This window comes from Novosphingobium sediminicola (assembly GCF_014196525.1).
Taxonomy (GTDB): Bacteria; Pseudomonadota; Alphaproteobacteria; order Sphingomonadales; family Sphingomonadaceae; genus Novosphingobium; species Novosphingobium sediminicola.
On record NZ_JACIDX010000001.1, the window covers coordinates 474,860 to 491,736 of the forward strand.

The 16,877-nt window shown below is 65.8% G+C and carries 14 protein-coding genes; 3 read left to right on the top strand and 11 right to left on the bottom strand.

Annotated elements, in window-relative coordinates:
• Positions 1 to 209: 209 nt before the first annotated feature.
• Positions 210 to 1,001 (top strand): SapC family protein, encoded by a 792-nt coding sequence (locus GGR38_RS02235; RefSeq protein WP_183622198.1) that lies wholly within the window; start codon positions 210 to 212, stop codon positions 999 to 1,001.
• Positions 1,002 to 1,051: 50 nt separating this feature from the next.
• Here GGR38_RS02235 and GGR38_RS02240 read toward each other — a convergent pair whose 3' ends face one another.
• The 8 genes from GGR38_RS02240 to GGR38_RS02275 all read right to left on the bottom strand — a co-directional run bounded on the left by GGR38_RS02240 (position 1,052) and on the right by GGR38_RS02275 (position 11,410).
• On the bottom strand, positions 1,052 to 2,119 hold the full coding sequence (locus GGR38_RS02240) for a hypothetical protein (protein WP_183622200.1): 1,068 nt from the start codon (positions 2,117 to 2,119) through the stop codon (positions 1,052 to 1,054).
• A gap of 297 nt (positions 2,120 to 2,416) precedes the next feature.
• Positions 2,417 to 5,500 carry an efflux RND transporter permease subunit gene (locus GGR38_RS02245; protein ID WP_183622201.1) on the bottom strand — a complete coding sequence of 1,028 codons (3,084 nt, stop codon included), beginning with the start codon at positions 5,498 to 5,500 and terminating at the stop codon, positions 2,417 to 2,419.
• Between the two features lie 3 nt (positions 5,501 to 5,503).
• Complete coding sequence (locus GGR38_RS02250; protein ID WP_183622203.1) at positions 5,504 to 6,472, bottom strand: efflux RND transporter periplasmic adaptor subunit; 969 nt, start codon at positions 6,470 to 6,472, stop codon at positions 5,504 to 5,506.
• On the bottom strand, positions 6,469 to 7,839 hold the full coding sequence (locus GGR38_RS02255) for a TolC family protein (protein WP_183622205.1): 1,371 nt from the start codon (positions 7,837 to 7,839) through the stop codon (positions 6,469 to 6,471). Before GGR38_RS02255 ends, GGR38_RS02250 begins: the two co-directional genes overlap by 4 nt.
• On the bottom strand, positions 7,836 to 9,170 hold the full coding sequence (locus tag GGR38_RS02260; protein WP_183622207.1) for a sensor histidine kinase: 1,335 nt from the start codon (positions 9,168 to 9,170) through the stop codon (positions 7,836 to 7,838). The genes GGR38_RS02255 and GGR38_RS02260 overlap by 4 nt, the downstream gene beginning before the upstream one ends.
• Positions 9,167 to 9,835, bottom strand: coding sequence for a response regulator transcription factor (locus GGR38_RS02265; protein ID WP_183622209.1), 669 nt, complete (start codon positions 9,833 to 9,835; stop codon positions 9,167 to 9,169). The genes GGR38_RS02260 and GGR38_RS02265 overlap by 4 nt, the downstream gene beginning before the upstream one ends.
• Before the next feature lie 89 nt (positions 9,836 to 9,924).
• A complete protein-coding gene (locus GGR38_RS02270) occupies positions 9,925 to 11,019 on the bottom strand; it encodes an HPP family protein (protein WP_246404174.1) in 1,095 nt (364 codons plus the stop codon).
• A gap of 4 nt (positions 11,020 to 11,023) precedes the next feature.
• The gene (locus GGR38_RS02275; RefSeq protein ID WP_183622210.1) at positions 11,024 to 11,410 is read right to left on the bottom strand and encodes an RrF2 family transcriptional regulator; all 387 of its coding nucleotides are present in this window, start codon (positions 11,408 to 11,410) and stop codon (positions 11,024 to 11,026) included.
• A 96-nt stretch (positions 11,411 to 11,506) separates the two neighbouring features.
• Here GGR38_RS02275 and hcp point away from each other — a divergent pair, with 96 nt between their 5' ends.
• Positions 11,507 to 13,147 (top strand): hydroxylamine reductase, encoded by a 1,641-nt coding sequence (gene hcp, locus GGR38_RS02280; protein ID WP_183622212.1) that lies wholly within the window; start codon positions 11,507 to 11,509, stop codon positions 13,145 to 13,147.
• Positions 13,148 to 13,234: 87 nt separating this feature from the next.
• Here hcp and GGR38_RS02285 read toward each other — a convergent pair whose 3' ends face one another.
• Positions 13,235 to 14,209, bottom strand: coding sequence for an MBL fold metallo-hydrolase (locus GGR38_RS02285; RefSeq protein ID WP_183622214.1), 975 nt, complete (start codon positions 14,207 to 14,209; stop codon positions 13,235 to 13,237).
• Positions 14,210 to 14,256: 47 nt separating this feature from the next.
• On the bottom strand, positions 14,257 to 15,186 hold the full coding sequence (locus GGR38_RS02290) for an MBL fold metallo-hydrolase (RefSeq protein WP_183622217.1): 930 nt from the start codon (positions 15,184 to 15,186) through the stop codon (positions 14,257 to 14,259).
• Positions 15,187 to 15,289: 103 nt separating this feature from the next.
• Here GGR38_RS02290 and GGR38_RS02295 point away from each other — a divergent pair, with 103 nt between their 5' ends.
• Positions 15,290 to 15,925: a TetR/AcrR family transcriptional regulator gene (locus GGR38_RS02295; RefSeq protein ID WP_183622219.1), complete on the top strand. Its 636-nt coding sequence runs from the start codon at positions 15,290 to 15,292 to the stop codon at positions 15,923 to 15,925.
• Here the strand turns inward: GGR38_RS02295 and GGR38_RS02300 are convergent.
• Positions 15,922 to 16,806, bottom strand: coding sequence for a helix-turn-helix domain-containing protein (locus GGR38_RS02300; RefSeq protein WP_183622221.1), 885 nt, complete (start codon positions 16,804 to 16,806; stop codon positions 15,922 to 15,924). The two genes, GGR38_RS02295 and GGR38_RS02300, sit on opposite strands and share 4 nt — an antisense overlap.
• Between the last annotated feature and the right edge of the window lie 71 nt (positions 16,807 to 16,877).

The following is a 16,877-nucleotide window of genomic DNA, read 5'->3' on the forward strand; positions in this document are numbered from 1 at the left end:
ATGGATTTTTTATCCGCACACAGGCACGTTCCACGTTCATAAAAAAATTTTAGCCAAAACGGTGTTCTCCACCAATATTTCATTGGCATCCCAAGATTGCGCAAATATTTCGACCGTGTAATCTGACACCCGGTCGAACCGGCAAAGCAGCGACCCCGCAGCGATACCGGAAACGACAATCTATCCATGAGGGAGGGGTTACAGCACAGATGGACAACCTGCAGGAAAAGAGCCGCAAGGCCGCGAACAAAACCGCCCAGGCACCCGAGGCCGCAGGGCCCGATGTGGCGGGCAGCCTGCCGCTCTATGCCTCGCCGCGCGCAGTCCATTCGCGCACCCATGCCGACGTGGCGGTGTTGACGGGGGCGGGCGATTACGCCTTTGCCGCAAGCGCGCCGATGGTGCAGTTGACCGTCGATGAATTCGAACGGGCGGGTCTGGATTACCCCATCGTATTCTTTGGCGAGGACGCCCAGCCCTATGCCGTCACCTCGCTGGAGGCGGATCGCAACCAGTTCATCGTCGATGGCCAGTTCCGCACCGGATCCTATATCCCGGCCTATCTGCGCCGCTATCCTTTCGTTTTTGCGCGCGATGAAAATTCGGACCGCCTGATCCTGTGCCTCGACCATGCCTCTTCGCGCGTGGGCAAGCGGGGCGATGCCGGTGCGGTACCTCTGTTCGAAGGCGACGAACCGACCGCAGCCACGCGTCAGGCGCTCGATTTCTGCGAAACCTATGTGGCCGCCGATGGCCGCACCCGCAATCTGGTCGCTTTGCTGCGCGAATATGACCTGCTGGCGGGTCAGCAATCGCATTACACCGCGCCGGGGGCTGAACAGCCGACGCTGCTGCTGGAATTCCAGACGATTTCAGCCCAAAAGCTGGCCGAACTTTCCGATGAAGCCTTCCTGCGTCTTCGCACATTGGGCGCCTTGCCCGCGATCTATGCCCAGATCGCCTCGCAGGCCAATTGGGAACGGCTGCCGCTGACGGCCTGAAGCCTTAGTGGGGGGCAGGCTGGTTCAAAACCGCCTGTTCCCTGCTTGGTCTAGAGGTCGATTGGATCGACCCGGCCACGGATATAAAGATCACCGATCGCATCGAGCGCGACCCCGCTTTGCACCATACGGTTGATGATCGCATGCATCCGCTCGATCCGCTCGCAGGCATTGGCGATCAGCATGGGATGGCCCAGCCATTTGCTGTCCAGAATCAGTCCGCCGTCGATGGTGCGGATCGACCCCAGCATTTTCATCACCGTGATGCGCCGCCATGCCGTGGTCGGGCAAAGCGGCAGCGTGTCGCACAGCGTCTTGAACAGAACCGGCCTGCGCAATGCCATCGGCGGTATGCTGTCTGCCGCCGCATAGGTGAAGGCCAGTTGGGGATGATAGGTCACATGGCGGATATTGCCTGCAGTGATCGCGGCGGCCAGCAACAGCCCGGTCCAGTCGCTGAAAATGCCCTGCATCCCTTCAACCGAAAGCAGATGCAGATCGAGCGCGGCCAGTGTGATCAGACTTTGCCGATGGTTCGCCATGGCCGGATCGAAACGGGGCGTTTCGGGAAAGGGCAGACGGGCAAAGACAAACAGGTCCTCCAAGAAAGTGACCATGATGTCATGCATTTGCGAGAGATATGCGCGGATCTCGGGCTTTTCGACCACGCCCCGGCCCAACACCACGCCATCCTCGCCCAGATCCACCAGCCCAAGTTCGGACAATCGGTGCAGCGCGCGGCGCATGGTCTCATAAGGGCGGTGAAATGACCGCGCCATGGCCCGGATCGTGATCGGCCGATCCAGCAGACAGTCCGATGATTCCAGCGCCTTGGGCCGCAACCGCCCGGCCTCGGCCAGCAGCGCGACAAGCGCATTGCCGCCCAGATAATCCTGATCCACCAGCCGCGCCAGCGCCACCACGCCCTGCAACTGCATTTCCGTCAACAGGCGGATGACAAGGCGATAGGTGGCCAGCGTATGTCGGCGTGCCATCGCCCCGCCCTGTTTTCCGGTTTCGCCCCCGGCGGCCAGAAATTCGTCGGCCACGCGGCTGATGTCGGGATGGGGCATCCGGGCGATATGTGTCAGCGACCATGGGAAACGAAGCGATTGCAAAACCAGCCTATCCTTTGGAACCTAGCCATAGCAGGGCAACGCGCGCCCGGCGGCGCTCATGACAGATCGGTGGAATTGCCGATAAGGGGCCGCAGGATCAAATAGCTTTTTTTCCACGCTTTTTCAAAATGAGCCAGCCAGCTCTGGCTTCGGTGCGCGCTCTGGCCCAATCGCCGGGCCACGCAGCAGTTTACCTTTCCGTCTCCGGCGGAAGACCCCTCGGGCCGACTCTGGCCTGACCCGATGACTAAGGGCCCGTGGATCATGCATCCGCGGGCCCCTTTTTCCCCTTAAGGCTCAGGCCGCTGTTCTGTGCCGCCAGCGCCACACCAGCGCGGGCAGCAACAGCAGCGTGAGCAGCAGCGAACTGACCAGCCCGCCAAGAATGACCAGCGCCATCGGCCCCTGAATCTCGCGCCCCGATTGCCCGGTTTCCAGCGCCAGCGGCACCAGCGCAAAACCCGTCACCAGCGCGGTCAGCAGGATCGGCGTCACGCGTTCACGCACCGCACGCAGCACCGTGTCCATCGACCACTGCGCCCCCTCCTCGGCCACCAGATGATCGGCATGGGAAATCAGCAGGATGGCATTGCGCGCCGAAATGCCGAACAGCGTGATAAAGCCCACCAGCGCGCCCAGCGACACCACGCCCCCGGTCAACGCCACGGCCACCACGCCCCCCGCCATCGCCAGAGGCAAACCCGCCAGCACCAGCAGCGCCGGACGCAATCCGCCAAAGGCCAGCACCAGCAGCGCCACCATGCCGATCGCGGTAAAGGCGACATGGCTCAGCAATTGCTGCGAGGCCGCCGCCTGCCCCTCGGCCGCGCCCGACCATGACAGGTAAACGCCCGGCGGCAGCTTGATTTTCGCCGCGATCTGCGCCTGCGCATTGGCGACGATCTGGCCCACATTGGCACCGGCCGCAGCGTTGGCGGTCACCACCTGACGGCGCTGGCCGCCCTCATGCTCGATGGTAGCGCGCGCCGTGCCCAGCGAGATGGTGGCGATGTCGGCCAGCCGCACCGCGCTGCCGCCTGACCCGCGCACCATCACATTGCCCAGCGCTTCGGGGTCCTGTCGCAGGGCGGGCGGCACGCTGATGGCCACATCCACCGTGCGGTCGGCAAGGCTGATCTGCCCCGCGCTCATGCCGGCAAAGGTGGCGCGGATCGCATCGCCCGCATCGCCCGCGCTGACCCCATGCAGCGCCATGCGCGCCGGATCGGGCGCCACCCCCAGCGCGGGCGCGCCGGGCTGGGATTTGACGCGCACCTCGACCGCGCCGGGCGTGGCGGACAGAACCCCCGCCACCTGCGCCGCCACGCGGTCCAGTTCATCGAGATCCGCGCCATGCACGCTGACCGAAATCGAGGCGGTTTCGCCCGAGAGCGATTCCCCGATACGGTCGCCAAGGAAAGTCGTCGCCTCGCTCTCAATCCCCGGCGTATCGGCCAAAATCCGGCGGATTTCCGAAAGCGCATGCTCCTCGCCCGCCGCCGAGACGGATTTCAACCGCACATGGAATTCGCCCTGACTGGGCGGCCATGTATCCTCGCCAGCCTCGGCGCGGCCCATCTGCTCCTCAACACTCAGCACTTCGGGGATGGCGAGCAATTGCTTGGAAATCTTGATGCCCGTGGTCCGCATCCAGTCAAAGGACGCACCCGGCGGCCCCTTGATGCCCAGCACATAATGCCGCTCACGAAAGGCGGGCAGCAATTCGCTGTTCAGCGCATAAAAGCCCCCCAGCGTCACCACCCCGATCAGCGCCAGCGCCCAGCCCGCCCGCACCGGATGCGCGCAGATCCGCGCCACCAGCGCCTGATGCCGATCCTTGAACCGGGTCAGCGCGCGCGGCTCCTCGGCATGTTCATCCGCGCCCAGCAGCAACAGCGAGAAAGCAGGCGTCACCGTCAGCGCCACCAGCAAGGAGGCCATGGTCGCCAGCAAAAACGCCAGCCCCAAAGGCGCAAAGAACGCCCCGTGCAGCCCGCTGAGCAACACCACCGGCAGCATCGTCAGGCCCAGCACAAAGGTGGCATAGACCACCGGCGCGCGCACCTCGACGCTGGCCTGTTCGATGATGGCGCGGCGGGCATGGGCATCAACCCCGGCCCCTGCCTCACGCAGGCGGCGCACGATGTTTTCGATGTCGACAATCGCATCGTCGATCACCACGCCTAGCGCGACCGCCAAGCCGCCCAGCGTCATGACATTGATCGTCATGCCAAAAGCGTTGAGCACCAGCAGCGCCGCGACCAGCGAAAGCGGGATCGACAGGAAGGCGATCAGCACGACCTTCCACCGGCGCATAAAGGCAAACAGCACCGCCGCGATCATCAGCGCGCCCACCACCAGATCGCGCCCGATGCCCGACAGCGCCGTCTCGATGAAATTGGCCGGACGATGCAGCGCGGGATAGACCATCACCCCGCTGCTGGCCAAGGCAGGCTTCAATTCATCCAGCGCCTGTTCAACCGTTGCCGTGGCGTCCAGCGTGTTGGCGCCATACTGGCTCGATACGGTCAGCAAGACCCCCGGCCGCCCCATCACCAGCGCATCGCCAAAACGCGGCGCGGCGGTATCGGCCACATCGGCCACATCCCCGATCCGCACCGTGCCGCCGCCTGCACGGTTCAACACGGCATCGGCCACGGCCTGCGCCGTGGTCGCGCTGGCACCCGGATCGATCAGGATACGCTGGTTATGCGTATCGGCAAAACCGCCGCCATTGACCGCCACCGCCCGGCTCACCGCCGAGCTCAGATCGGACAGCGTCAACCCGCGCGTCAACAAAGCCTCGGGCCGCGCCCGCACCTCGATCCGGCGTTCATCGCCGCCATAGACATTGACCCGCGCCACCCCATGCGCCGCCAGCAGACGCGGCCGCAAGGTCCATTCGGCCAGCTCGCGCAATTGCATCGGCGTCATCTTGTCGCTGACCAGCCCTACTTTGAGCAGATCCATCGTCGAGGAGACCAACGGCGTGAGGCGCGGCGTCCCCGATCCGGCGGGCAATCGCGCCGCCGCATCGGCCAGCGCCTCGGACACCTGCTGGCGCGCGCGATAGGGGTCGGAGCCTTCGCGAAAGGTGATGTTGATGACCGAGAGGCCCTGAATCGATTCCGAGCGAACCGTTTCCACCCCATTGGCCCCGTTGATCACCGCTTCGAGCGGCCGCGTGACCAGTTGCTCGACCTGAAGCGGGGTAAAACCCGGCACCTCGGTCTGCACGCTGGCCTGCGGGGGCACGAATTCGGGGAACACGTCAAAAGGCGCCTGACGCAGCACCATGATCCCGCTGGCCAGCAAGGTCAGCGCGGCCAGCAGCACCAGCCATGGATAGCGCAGGGATTGGCGGACAATCGTGGTCAGCATGGCTTAATCATCCCCGCCCGCAGGTGCGGCATGTTCCAGCCCCAGCAGGGTTCCTGCGCCTTCCACGACAATACGGTCGCCCACGTGCAGCGCGCCCACTGGCACGGCCCACCCCGCATCGCCCGCCACCGCGCCGGTCAGCGCGATGCGTTCAAACCCATCCTTGCCCCGCGCGCGATAGACGAACAAAGCGCCATCGGAGCGCACCAGCGCCGCGCGCGGCACCAGCACGCCCGCCTGCCCGGCCGCTGCGCCCATGCGCGCGGGCAGGACGCGGCCAACGCTGGCCGTGCCCTCGGCGATGGCCAGCACGCCTGCGGTCTGCAATTGCGCATCGCCGCCCACCGCCGGGCCAAGCACGCGCAGCCGTTTCGCCTGCGCGCCCTCGCCCACTTCGACCATCGCGCCCGTGGGCGGAGGCCCGGCGGGCATGTCGATACGGATCACCGCCCGCGTTCCGGCGGCCGCCTGGCGCGCCAGACCCGGTATCGCGTTGCAGCCCAGCCGCGCCAGCCCCGCGCCAAATTCCAGCGCCACGCGCTGACACGCCAGCGTCAGGCGGGCCTTGTCGCTGGTGGCCTGCGCGCCGGCGGCCTGCGCCTCGCGGCGGGAGGCATTGCCGTCCTGCGCCGCCAGGTCATTCAGCCGCGCCGCCTCCGCGCCGGAGGCCGCCACCGCTGCCTGCGCCGCGGTGATCTCTGCCCCAATCGCAGCCAGAGGCGACAGGTCGATGGCGCGGGCATAGCCCTGCTGGCCTGCGCTGATCGTGGTTGCGCTCAAAGGGGCCAATTGCAGACCGAGTTTTTCGGCATCGGCATGCAGCGCGCCATCGGCTTCTGCCGGTTCGGCAGCCTCCTTTTTGGGCGCATCATCATCATCCGGCACACTGGCGCCCGAGGCGAAATGCAGCAGCGCCGCGCCTGCCAGCGCGCCGCCCAGAATATAGCCTGCCACGGCAAGAGGCTGTTTCATCGCTTGATCTCCATTTCGGGGCCGGACAGCGGACGGCGCAGCGCATCCTCCAGCGCCGCATCGGCCCGCTGGATCCGCCCCAGCGCATCGGTAAGGGTCAGTTGGGCATCGAGCGCGCCTGCCTGCATGGTCAGCGCCTCGATGCGGGCCGTCTCGCCCATGGCAAGGCGCTGCTGCGCGCGGCGGGCGGCGGCCATGGCGGCGGGCCATTCGCCGCTCTGCACATGGGCCTGCGCCAGCCGCGCAGCGCGGCTTTCCTGCGCGGCGGTATCTATCGTGCCAAGGGCATTGGCGATGGCGGTGTGGATCGCGGCGCCCGCCGCCTCGCGCCGGGCCAGAGCGGCGCGGATCGTGGCGCGATTGGCATCCCATGAGGGCATCGACAGGCCAAGGCCAAAGGGAACCGTCATCGGCCCGCCCGCCCATGTCATCGAGGGTTGCAGGGTGACTTGCGGATATTGCCGCGCCAGTTCGCCGCGCAGATCCGCCTCGCTCTGGTCATAGGCCGAAACGCTGCGCAGCACATCAGCGCGCGCGACCACCGCGCCATGGGCCAGCGCGGCATCGGGCACGGGAGCGACGGCAACCGGATCGGCAAAATCGGCCCAACCGAAATCCACCAGTGCGGATTGCGGCAGGCCCAGCGTGGTGGCCAGCCGGGCGCGAGCATCCGCAATGGCGGCGCGATTGTCGTCCAATGCACGCTGGGCCTGCCGCGCGGCGATGCGGGCGCTGTCGCGCTCGATGGCGGCTCCTTCGCCCGCGCGCAGGCGGGCATCGGTGGCGTCCAAAATTTGCGCGCGTATCGCGACCTGTTGGGTCAGCAAGGGGCTGCGCATCCGGGCGACCATCAGGTCGATCAAAGCCCCGCGCGCGGCCATGCGTTCGGCCCAGATCACCTCGGCCAGATCATGACGCGCGATCAGCACCGCCACATCGGCCCGCCTCAGACGCGCGCCCTTCACCCCGCCGTAATCGAGCGGCAGGCTGGCGCCAAGGCTGGCCTGCCATGGCTCGGTGGTAGGGTCGTTCGAATATTGCCCGGTCAGGGCAAAGCTGGGCTGGCCCACTTTGCGCGCCGAGGCGGCCTCGCGCATCGCCACGGTCAGCGCCTTTTGCGCCTGGGCAATGCGCGGATCATAGAGCATCAGCGCCGCCAGCAGCGAAAGCCGGTCGGGCGCATCGGGGGCAACCTTGGCCGTCGGGGCCATGGCGCGGGCGGCGGCGGCCACCTGCGCGGGATCATAGGTGGAACTGGCGGCGGCGGAAACCTGCGCATTCAGGTCCACCGGCACCGGCGGGGCATGCATACATCCCGCCAGCAGGCCGCAAGCCCCCAGCCCCATCGACAATTTCAGCAATTTCATGTCGCGCTCTTTCGCGGAAAAGTAAGGGTTACGATCAGGCCCGGCCTCGCATCGCCCAGTGTCAGCGCCGCGCCATGAGCATCGGCAATCGCGGCCACAAGGCTGAGGCCAAGGCCATGGCCGGGAGTGGAACGCGAGGATTCGAGCCGCACGAAACGGCGCAGCACGCGGGCACGCTCGGCCTCGGGAATGCCGGGGCCATTGTCGCGCACCTGCAAGACAACATGGCCCTCACGCTCCAGCACCGAGATTTCGATTGCCGCGCCCGGCGGCGTATGGCGCATCGCGTTTTCGACCAGATTGATGAGAACCTGCGCCAGCAATTGCCGGTCGCCCAGCACCATCAGGCCGGGATGCCAGCGCGTCTCCAGCCTTTTGCCCGCATCCTCGGCCAGCAGGTCGAGCGTTTCGGACAATTCGCCCAGCAGAGCGGCCAGATCGAGCCGGGTGAAGGCGCGGCGCAGGCTGCCCTCCTCGACTTCGGAAATGCGCAGGATCGCCTCGAACAGCTCCAGCACCTCGTCGGTGCGGGTCAGCGCCGTGGCGACCTGCTCGCCGCCATGCGTCGCCATGCGCTCCAGATGGTTGCGCAGGCCCGTCAAAGGCGTGCGCAGATCATGGGCCAGATCGGCGCTGACCTGCCGCAGATTGGCGATCAGCGAGGTGATCTGATCGAGCATGGCGTTGAGCGATACCGCCACACGGTCGAATTCATCGCCATTGTGACCCACCGGCGCACGACGGGCGAAATCGCCCGCGACAATGGCCGAGGCCGTATCCTCGATCACCGCCAGTTTGACCCGCAAATAGCGCGCCAGAACCAGCGCCCCACCCACGCCAATGCCCAGCAGCACCAGCATGGCCCCGGCAAAAATGCTCAGGATCGCGCGGTCGATCGCCTGCAGATCCTCCAGATCGGCGGCCACCACCAGACGTTCTCCGCCCGGCAGCAGCGTGACCTTGGCCCGCGCGGTGTCGGGGCCTTCGAGAGGATCGAGAAAGGTGATGCGTTGCCAGCCCGGCGCGGGGGCGGAGGTGGCAAGATTACCCGCCAGATGCCGCCCGTCGGCCGAAAACACCGCCGAACCCAGCGCAATCGGGCCGGGGCTTTGCTGCATCGCCACCGCGCGCGACAGGCCGGTCAGGCCATCGTCGCGATATTCGGCCATCAGCGCGGCGCTGGCATGTTCGACGCTCAGGTTGATCTGGCGGGAAAAGGCGGCATGCGTGGCCAGATAGACCGCGCCCGCCACCAGCAGCATGGCCAGAGCATAGGCGCAAAAGCTGATCAGCGCGATGCGCCGCGCCGCGCTGGCCCGCAGCCAGATCATGATCCGCGCACCCGATAGCCCATGCCGCGCACCGTTTCGATGGCGTCCTCGGCAAAACCCTCGTTCAGCTTCGAACGCAGGCGGCTCATATGGGTTTCGACGATCTTGGTCTGGGGATCGAAATGGAAATCCCACACCCGTTCGAGCAGCATCTTGCGCGTGACGAAAGCCCCGCCCTCGCGCACCAGTTCTTCGAGCAGGCGGAACTCGCGCGGCTGCAACAGGATCACCCGCCCTTCGCGCATCACCTGCCGCGTGCGCAGATCAAGCGCGATGCCGCCAAAGCTCGGCCCGGCCTCCGCCGGGGCCGTCCGCCGCGTCAGCGCGTTGATCCGCGCGACCAGCTCACTAATGGCAAAGGGTTTGACCAGATAATCATCCGCGCCCGCGTCCAGCCCATCGACCCGATCCTCGATCCGGCCCAGCGCGGTCAGCATCAGCACGGGAAGGCCATGCCCGCCCCCGCGCAGGGCGCGCAGCACCGCGATGCCATCCATATCGGGCAGCATCCGGTCTAGCACCAGAATGTCGGCGCCGGAATCGCGCGCCCAATCCAGCGCCTGCGCGCCGCTGGCCGTGGCCATCACGCCATGCCCCATTTCGCCGAGGGCATCCTCGACGAATTGGCGCGTATCGGGATCGTCCTCGGCCAGAAGAATGTTCATGCGGATCGGGCTCACTAGCGGCGTTGGCCACCGCATAACCCATTCCGATAGGCGATGGTGGATACAATTTGCCAACCATCGCGCGTGGTTTACCCGGCCTTACCCCCTTCGTGCAGGGCGATCTGTTCGGCAATATGCCCGCGCCACAGGGCGCAGAGCAGGTCGGTCTGGGTAATCATCCCCAGCAGATGGCCGCGAGCATCGACCACCAGCGCCTCGTGATACATCCCGCCCGACAGGATCGGCAGCAATTCGTCGATGGGCGCGTCCGCCGCGGCAATACAGGGCGAATTGTCCATCACCTGTTCCACCCGCGCCTCCTCGCCCACCGAGACGAGGCTGTCGAGGCGCAGCAATCCTTCGAGCCGCCCCTCGGCATCGACCACCGGCAGCGCGCCGATCCGATGCCCGCCAAACAGCGCCACCGCCCGCGCCAACCCATCCTCAGGGCGCAGCGTCAGGCCATCCTCGCGCATGATCTGTTCGCAACGGATCGTGCCGTGCAACCGACGATAGGCGCGGGTTTCGACCTGACGGAACAGCGTGTCGAGATCCTCGCTGCTGACGTCTAGCAATTGGTCATATTGGGAAAGGACCGATTCGATGTCGGCCATCGAAAAGCCCGCCCGCACAGGCCCCGGCGCGGCAAATTGCGCGGCGCGATGGGGATAATTGCCCCGCACCGCCGAATTATACAAAACGCCAAAGGCCACCAGCAAAGCGCTGTCGAGCGCCACCGGCACCAGCGCAAAGGACCAGCCCGCCGCCACCACCGCCTTGCCCCCGATCACACAGGTCAGCGCGCAGGCCCCACCGGGCGGGTGAAGGCAGCGCGCAAGGCTCATCGCCACAATCGCGCTGGCCACGGCAAGGCAGGCCGCATAGGCCGGATCGCCCAGCACCTTCATCCAGAAAATGCCGCATAAAGCCGAAACCGTATTGCCCCCGACAATCGCCCAAGGCTGGGCCAAGGGGCTGGCCGGGACGGCAAAGAGCAGCACCGCCGAAGCCCCGATGGGCGCCACCAGCAAAGGCAGGCCCAGCCCCATCTGAGGCCAGAAACGCACCGCCAGCCCCGCCGCCAGAATGCCGAAAGCCGCACCCAGCCCTGCCGTCCACAGGCGCGAGGCCGTAGGCGCGCTCTGAATACCGACCCAGTGAAAGAGATTGTTCATGACGCGCATGATTTCACCCCTCCATCACATCGGCCAGCGAATATTGCCCCAGCACATCGGCAAAGGCCCCCCGCGCCCGCGCAAACACACCGGGCAATCCGCAGCGCCGCACCAACGCGCATCCTGCGCAATCAACCATCCCGCAATCCGGCTCCATCGCGGCGACCACCGCGCCGATGTTGATATCCGCCGGATCGCGGGCCAGCCGGATGCCGCCGCCCCGCCCACGCGTGGCCTCGATAAAACCGGCATGGACCAGTTGGTTGGCGATCTTCATCAAATGGGTGCGCGAAATATCCTGCGCGGCGGCGACATCGGCAATGGCCATACGTGTACCATCGGACTGGGCCAGAGCGATCAACAGGCGCAGCGCATAATCGGTGTGGCGGGTCAATTGCATCGTCGGGCGTTAAGCGACAAATTGATTCATCTCAAATGAATCTTTCTCGACCGCCGATAAGTGGGCTTTGAAAGTCATCTTATCAGGAGAGCCCCCATGTACTGCGTCCAATGCGAACAATCGAACAAGGGCGGCTGCGCTGTCAAAATCGGCTCCTGCGGCAAGAGCGCGACCGTGGCCGACATGCAGGACGTGCTGCTGCGCCTGATGCAGGGGGTCTCGGCCTATGCCGACCGCGCCGCCGCCAAGGGTGCGCGCGATGAACAGGTCGATGCCTTTACCCCCCACGCATGGTTCACCACGCTGACCAATGTGAACTTTGACGCGGGCCGTTTCGACGCGCTGATCACGCAGGCGCTGGCAATGCGCGAGCGGGCGAAGGCCTGCGCTATCGCGGCGGGTGCTGATCTGTCGGACCTGCCCGAACCGGCCACGTGGAACCCCGGCGCCAATGCCGAGGAATGGGCCGAGGCCGCGCCCTTTGCTGCGATCCAGCGTTTTATGGACCGCGACGGCCCCAGCATCACGGGCCTGCGCAACCTGATCCTTTATGGGCTGAAGGGCACAGCGGCCTATAGCGAACATGCCCGCGTGCTGGGCCATGAGGAAGCGGCGATCTGCGCCGAATTCCACCGCATCTCGGCCTTTCTTGCGGGCGACCCGACCGACATGAGCGCGCTGATCGCGCAATCGCTGGCGGTGGGCGCGATGAACCTGAAAGTGATGGAACTGCTCGACGCGGCCAACACCACCCGTTTCGGCCATCCCGAAGTGACGATGGTGCGCATGACCCCTATCGCGGGCAAGGCGCTGCTGGTCTCGGGCCATGACATGGGCGATCTGGAAGCCATCCTGCAGCAGACGCAGGGCAAGGGCGTCAACGTCTATACGCACGGCGAACTGATGCCCGCCAATGCCTATCCGGGGCTGAAGAAATATGCCCATCTGGTCGGCAATTACGGCGGCGCATGGCAGGATCAGCAGCGCGATTTCGACGCCTTCCCCGGCGCCATCGTGATGACCTCGAACTGCCTGATCAACCCCGAAATCAAGGGCTATGCCGACCGGATCTTTACCGCAGGGCCGGTGGGCTGGGCGGGTATTCCGCATCTGACCGACCATGATTTCGCCCCCGCCATCGCCTGCGCTCTGGCTCAGCCCGGTTTTGCCGCCGATGCCCCCGAACAGCGCATCCCGGCCGGTTTTGCCCGCAACACCGTGATGGGCGTGGCCGACACTTTACTCGACATGATCGGCAAGGGCGATGTGAAGAACCTGTTCCTGATCGGCGGCTGCGACGGGGCGCGTCCGGGCCGCAATTATTTCCACGATCTGGCGGTCGCCACGCCCAAGGACAGCCTCGTGCTGACGCTGGGCTGCGGCAAGTTCCGCTTTAACCGCGAGGATATGGGCGACATCAACGGCGTGCCCCGCGTGCTGGACATGGGCCAGTGCAACGACGCCTTTTCCGCCATTCAGGTGGCGGTCGCGGTGGCGGGCGCACTGGGCTGCGGGGTCAATGACCTGCCGCTGCATTACGCGATCAGCTGGTTTGAACAGAAGGCCACCGCCGTGCTGCTGACCATGCTGCATCTGGGGATCAAGAAGATCCACCTTGGCCCCACGCTGCCGCAATTCCTGACGCCCGAAGTGCTGGGCGTGCTGGTGGAGAACTTCGACATCCGCCCGACCGGCGATGCGAAGGAAGACCTGGCCCGGATGCTGGAAGCGGCATAAGCCAAAGATTGGCGGCCCCGGCCAAAACCGGGGCCGCCACAGTTTAGGCCATGCCTTAGGGCAGCAATGGCCGGAAAAATCCCTTCATCAGAACCGTTCCATATCCTTGGCGATGACCACGGGCCCCTTGAACAGCCGCCCGATCTGTTCGCGATAGGCCGGTTCGCCACCCTGCGCCGCGCCGCCCGCGATATGGGTAACCACCACCCGGCCCACGCCCGCGCTCGCCGCCATTTGGCCGATGGCCTGTGTGGAGAGGTGATGGCGCGTCAGATGCTCGGCCATATGCGTCTTTTCCTCGGGCGAAATATGCTGCACACGGCGGTCCATCTGGGCCAGCGTATTGTCCAGATCGATCATCTCGGTCACCAGCATGTCCGCCCCCTTGGCCAGTTGCGTCACCTTCTCGCTGGGCCCGGTATCGCCGGTATAGATGATCGAGCGCCCCGGCAGATCAAAGCGATAGGACAGCGAGCGATAGGTATGCTCTTCGGGGCTGCCGGGAACAAAACTATAGTGTGAATTGGTGGCCACCCGAACGGTGAATGCGTCCAGTTTCACCACCGCGCCATCGTCGAGTTCGACCACGTTGATATTGGTGGCCGGATCGATCGGCACCTCGCCCGGAATGCCAAAGCCCGAGCGCGCGCTGGGCCGCATCGCCGCGATCAGGCCCGCCACGATTTCCTTCATCCCCGGCGGGCCATAGATGGTCAGCGGCCGGACCGTGCGCGTCTGCAGGCGCAGGCCCAGCACCGCGTAAAGCCCGCCCAGATGGTCGAAATGGATATGGCTGATCCAGACGGTGCGCAGATTGGGATAGTCGGCGCCCGCGTCCGCCATCGCGGTCATCGCGCCGTCGCCGGTGTCGATCAGATGCGCCTCGCCCGCGCGGACCAGCAGGTTGGCCGGTTCATTGCGTCCCGGACGCGGCATCGGCCCGCCCATCGTGCCCAGCGTCACCCAAGTATAGGCGTCCTTGGCAGGCGGCGTGCCGGCAGGTTGGGCCGCGACAGGTTGCGCCAGCAGCAGGCCCGCCAGCAGCATCAGTTTCTTCGCCATGATCATCTCCCGTTCCAGGCGCGGACGTCATGCCGCGCCGGTTGTTTTCAAAATGCGATGCTCTGCAAATCGCGGCCCAGCACGACCGGCCCGGCATAATGGGCACGCACCTGCGCCAGATCGGCCTCGTCCACCTTGCCCACATGGCTCAGCACCAGTTTGCGCACGCCCGCCTGCGTGGCCAGATCGCCCACCTGCGCGGGCGAGAGATGTTCGACATCCATATGGCGCTGAACCGGGGGCGGCACCATCGCGCGGTCGGCGGCCGTCGCCATTTCGGCCACCAGCACATCGGCCCCGCGCGCAAATTCGGCCAGGCCCGCCATCGGCCCGGTATCGCCGGTAAACACCACCGCCTTGCCGCCCATGTCAAAACGATAGGACAGCGATTGCGCACCGGGCGCGCGGGCGTGGTCCATCAACGTGTAGTGGCTGTTGGCGATGGCTTTGACGCTCACCGTACCATCGGCAAAGCCCGCCTCGGGCGTCAGATCGCGTGCGGCAAGGAACCCCGCAACCGGGCGATCCTGCCCGGATTCAGCGTTGCGGATGCGGGCATTGACCTCCATCACCGCGCCCAGCGCATGGGCGAGATCGACCGTGCCGGCCGGCCCCAGCAACTGCATCCCCGTCCCCCGCGTCGACCAGCCAAAGCTGGCAAGGCTGAGCAGGCCCGCGTAATGATCGTCATGCAGATGGGTGAGAAACACCAGCGGCACATCGCGCTCGGCCACACCCGCCAGCGCCAGTTGGCGCGACACGCCGCCGCCCGCATCGATCAGATAGCGATGGCCGCCGACCTCCAGCAGGGTGGCGATGCCAGAGCGGTCCACCCGCCCGCCCGGCCCGCCGCCCGTGCCCAGCAGGACCAGGCGATTGCCCGAAACCGTCGGGGCGGGTGATTCGGCCGCCCATGCCCCTTGCGCCATCATCAGGGCCGCCATGGCCAGCCCCTTGCCGATCCGGTGCTTCTTCATCGCTCTCCTTTCGCGGGTTTCGTCCGCCGCTCTATCATTTCTACATTTGTAGAATACACCTATCCTTGTCAAGCAAGGTTGGGCAGGGCAAAACGAGGGTGACATGACCGAACTGCCCCCCTCCCCCCCGCGCACCCGCGCCACAAGCGCAACCAAAGGCAACCGGCGCGAGGATCTGGCGCAGGCTGCGCTCGAAGTGCTGGGCGAATATGGCAGCCGGGGGTTCACCCATCGCGCGCTCGACCGCCATCTCGGCCTGCCCGAGGGCACGACATCGGCCTATTTTCGGCGGCGCGAGGATCTGGTGGCCATGGCCATCCGCACGGTCTTTGCGCGCGACGCCCAACAGATGGACCAGATCGTCGACCGCATCGAGGCGAAGTGCGGCGAGACGCCCAGCGTCGAGGTGGTCGCGCAATGCTGCTTTGAAATGTGGCAATGGGTGGCCAGTCAGGCGCGCGATACATTCGTGCTGGCGCGCTATGAGTGTTTCCTGATGGCGCGGCGCGATCCGGAGCTGATGCAACTGGTCGAAAATGTCATGCTGGCGCGGCAAACCCGTTGGGAACCGATCTTTGCCCGGCTGGGCTCGGCCAATCCGGCGGCCTCGGCGCGCCAGATCGGTCTGCTATTGCGCAGCCTGTTCTTTTCCGAAATCTTTTTCCCCGCCTGCCTGAGCACGGCCCAGCCGTCCGTCGATGTCGACCTGTTCATCCGGGAAATCCGGCATTATATTTAGGCTGAAACCCATGCCCGGCTTTCGCGGAAATCGGAGGCGGTGCGCCCGGTGCGCGATTTGAAGAAGCGGGCGAAATAGGCCGGATCGGCAAAGCCCAATGTGGTCGCGATCTGGCCGATGCTGCTGGCCGTATAGGTGAGCAGGCGCATCGCTTCGAGCAGCAGGCGTTGCTGGACCACCTCGGCGGGTGCCTGATCCAGCACGGCGCGGCAGGCGCGGGTCAGCGTGGGCGCGGTGGTGGCCAGATGGGCGGCGTAATCCTGCACGCTCCAGCCTTCGGTATAATGCGCCTCGACCAAGGCTTTGAAGCGGGCGATCAGCGCGTCATGCCCGCTGCGCGGCAGGTTGGGCGCGGCGCTCAGTCCCTCGACGGCCAGCGCCAGCACCAGCGCCAGTTGCGCCACCAGCGAAGTGGGCAGCATACCCGCGCCCTGTGCTGCGCCTGCCGCCAGATCGGCCAATAGCCAGCCGAGCCGAGCCGCCGGGCCGGGCGGCAATGGGCGATGACGCGCGCCATGCCCGGCCAGCCCACCATCGCCCAGCAAGCCCGCCAGCCGCCGATCATGCAGCAGCGCATCGGCCAACGAGAGCACCCAGCCTTGCGCATCGGTGGCAAAACGAAAGGCATGGACGCAGCCCGATGGCACCACGACAAGGCTGACCGGGTCAAGCCGGGTGACGCCGGTATCATCGACCAGATCGCCATGGCCGCCATCAAGCAGAAGGAGTTGAAAAATACCAGGATGGGCGTGGGGCGAGATCGTCCACTCATGCTGGCTCGATCGGGCCGAGATCGTTTCGATATGCAGGAATTCCGGGGCAATCGCATGATTACCCTCGCCATAGAGCGCATAGCGGCGGATCTGATGCGGTTTTGCCATGGGACAGAATCCTGCGCCGATTGATCGAAAAGTACAAGAGCTTGCGCGGCGCGGCCCTCACGCCGGGCCTG